Raw genomic sequence first — 2392 nt, 5'->3', positions numbered from 1 at the left:
GGGCTGCTACAAACCACCAAATGCCAACGACCTCTATTGCCCATCTTATGAAGAGGTAGTGTCTGACTCATGCAATATTAATATGTTCCGATTTTCATCAGCATGGGTGGCCCTGTGGGCCATGAACGTTTCATTTTAAAATAAGGCAATAATTAGGTATGATATATGTAGCATTTTAAAAACCTTTTGATGCGTTCCGGGGATCTCCTTCTAATGTGGCGATGATTATGCTTGGAGTAAGCCCCACCCACTTGGCCGATTCTATAGACCGAGCAGCTTCACTTCCTCGGCTGGACTAGTTCGATAACGAAATCATGCAACAACGGCCCTTGCAGCATGATAGTACAGAATACGATCTGGACTCTCAGACGGTAATCCTCCTCGCATTAGACCGAACCTTGTTCTACTCCCGAATAGATGATGTAATGATGTCGCTTATTTGCCAACCCACCTAGAAGAGAATCTCAATGTACGAAAAGGCTTCTTGACCCTGCTTTTTCTTCGGGCACACAAGCACCTGGATTGAAACTGGGACTCCTACCCTAAAGAGTCATTCGGAATTAACTTATATCAAGAAAATTATACATGCCGTTATGTTGGCCAAACTGATATCATCAATGGCTTTTTTAATCGTAGTCTTATCGATCTCAGCCTCTGGACTTGAGTCGGAGGACCTCGAAGCTACAGATGGCTTAAATGAGACTGATCTTCCTGAAGTGTCACAGGAGATGAAGGAATTTGCGGACCTGGCTCTCACCTATGTCCAGGAGAATGGCAAGGAGAGGGCCTTGGAAGAGTTCAATAACGAAGGCGGTCAATTCGTTGTGGGAGAGGAGCGCTATATCTTTGCCTTCGGATTTGATGGAACCCGTCTCGCTCACCCCTTCAGACTGGAGGAGGTGGGAGAAAATCAGATCGATCTCCGGGACGAAAATGGACTGCTCCTCGTGAGAAACTTTAATGCCCTTGCATCGAATGGCGGAGGTTTCGCATATTATGTCAGACCCAATGCTCAGCATAATAACACACCCGAGCTGAAGCTGAGCTACATCGCCAAGGTCGACGACGATTGGTTGCTTGGAACAGGCACGTGGCTATCGGACATACCGGCAGTATTCAGCGCAGAGCCCCGACTCTCTCTCGTAACGCTGGTCGATAGGGCAGTCGCTTACGCCCAGGCGAATGGCAAGGAGAAAGCCCTGGAGGAATTCAACAACAAGAACGGAAGCTTCGTGGACGGTGATTACTACATCTTCGCCTACGACTTCAACGGGACGGTATTGGCACTTCCCTTCCAACCAGAACTGGTGGGAAAGGACCGATCGAATGAACGGGATATTTACGGGGCACTTTACGTCCGTGATGTCCTGAATGTGGTTAAGGAGGATGGGAGCGGTCTTTTCTACTACACCTACCCAGAACCCGAGAACGACATGACACCAACCATCAAGCTGAGTTATGTGAGAGCTGTGGATGACACCTGGTGGCTGGGTTCTGGGATCTATATAAAAGAGGCTGAGCAAGCCGAGGACGGTACATCCTCGTCTTATCAACCACCTTCATCGGAGGAAGAGCTTGTTGCCTTTGTCGAGTCTGCGGCGTCCTACGCACGAGTCTATGGCAAAGATATTGCGACGAGGGATTTCATGGACTTGAACGGGCCATTTGTGAGAGAAGAGGTCTACATGTTCGCCGCAGACTTCAATGGTACCAGCCTTGCTCTTCCCTACCTGCCCTCAGCGGTAGGAACCAACCGCCTCGACCTTCAGAACTCCCAGGGAGTCTACGTCAACCGGGAGATGAGGTCGATCGCCCTAAATGGGAGCGGAGTCTTCGATTATGTCTGGACTAATCCCATCACCAACCAGACCGAGCCGAAGACGAGCTATGTGACCAAGGTCGATAATGAATGGTGGCTAGGGGCCGGGATCTATCTCGGCGATGAGGAGACTGCCTCCACTTGAAATGAGGACGCGGCGCATGATATTCAGTCCCCATCATCGGCATCTATGGGGACTGAAGATTTCTTTTCGCGGTTGTAGAGGAAGATGGTGGTACGCCTTGAATTGATTGATATTATCCAAGATACAAATGCTACCTACTGCACAGATATCAGAATGCTAATCAGAATGCTATATATAGCCAAATATATTTTTTACCTCAGCTTTAATTTATAACTTCCCTCTATATAAGAGCGAACTTGTCCAATTTTCCCGCTCCTCCTGGCCCTTCGAAAAAGATTGCGGGAGTGCGGGGGAAGGGATTCGAACCCTTGAACTCCTGCGAGAATAGATCTTGAGTCTATCACCGTTGACCTGGCTTGGTTACCCCCGCGCTAATCGAAATGGGTCACGCAGGTCCAGTGGTAGTATCCGAGGATGCCCGTCCCGGT

Annotated in this window: 1 protein-coding gene and 1 tRNA gene; one reads left to right on the top strand and one right to left on the bottom strand. The window is 49.0% G+C overall.

The genetic code is table 11. From position 1 onward, the window contains the following. Positions 1-728: 728 nt before the first annotated feature. Positions 729-1964, top strand: coding sequence for a histidine kinase (locus tag GKC03_10085; GenBank protein NYT12873.1), 1236 nt, complete (start codon positions 729-731; stop codon positions 1962-1964). A 285-nt stretch (positions 1965-2249) separates the two neighbouring features. On the opposite strand, the gene GKC03_10080 is transcribed toward GKC03_10085, so the two are convergent. Beyond that, positions 2250-2334 (bottom strand) — tRNA-Leu (locus GKC03_10080). Positions 2335-2392: the final 58 nt, after the last annotated feature.

This window comes from Methanomassiliicoccales archaeon (assembly GCA_013415695.1).
Taxonomy (GTDB): Archaea; Thermoplasmatota; Thermoplasmata; order Methanomassiliicoccales; family JAAEEP01; genus JAAEEP01.
The sequence above is the reverse complement of the archived record's forward strand: the minus strand, read 5'-3'. Positions and strand labels throughout refer to the sequence as shown.

Excerpts from the sequence above, each read along its gene's own strand:
- GKC03_10085 (NYT12873.1), top strand. The coding sequence starts at position 729 with ATGAAGGAATTTGCGGACCTGGCTCTCACCTATGTCCAGGAGAATGGC.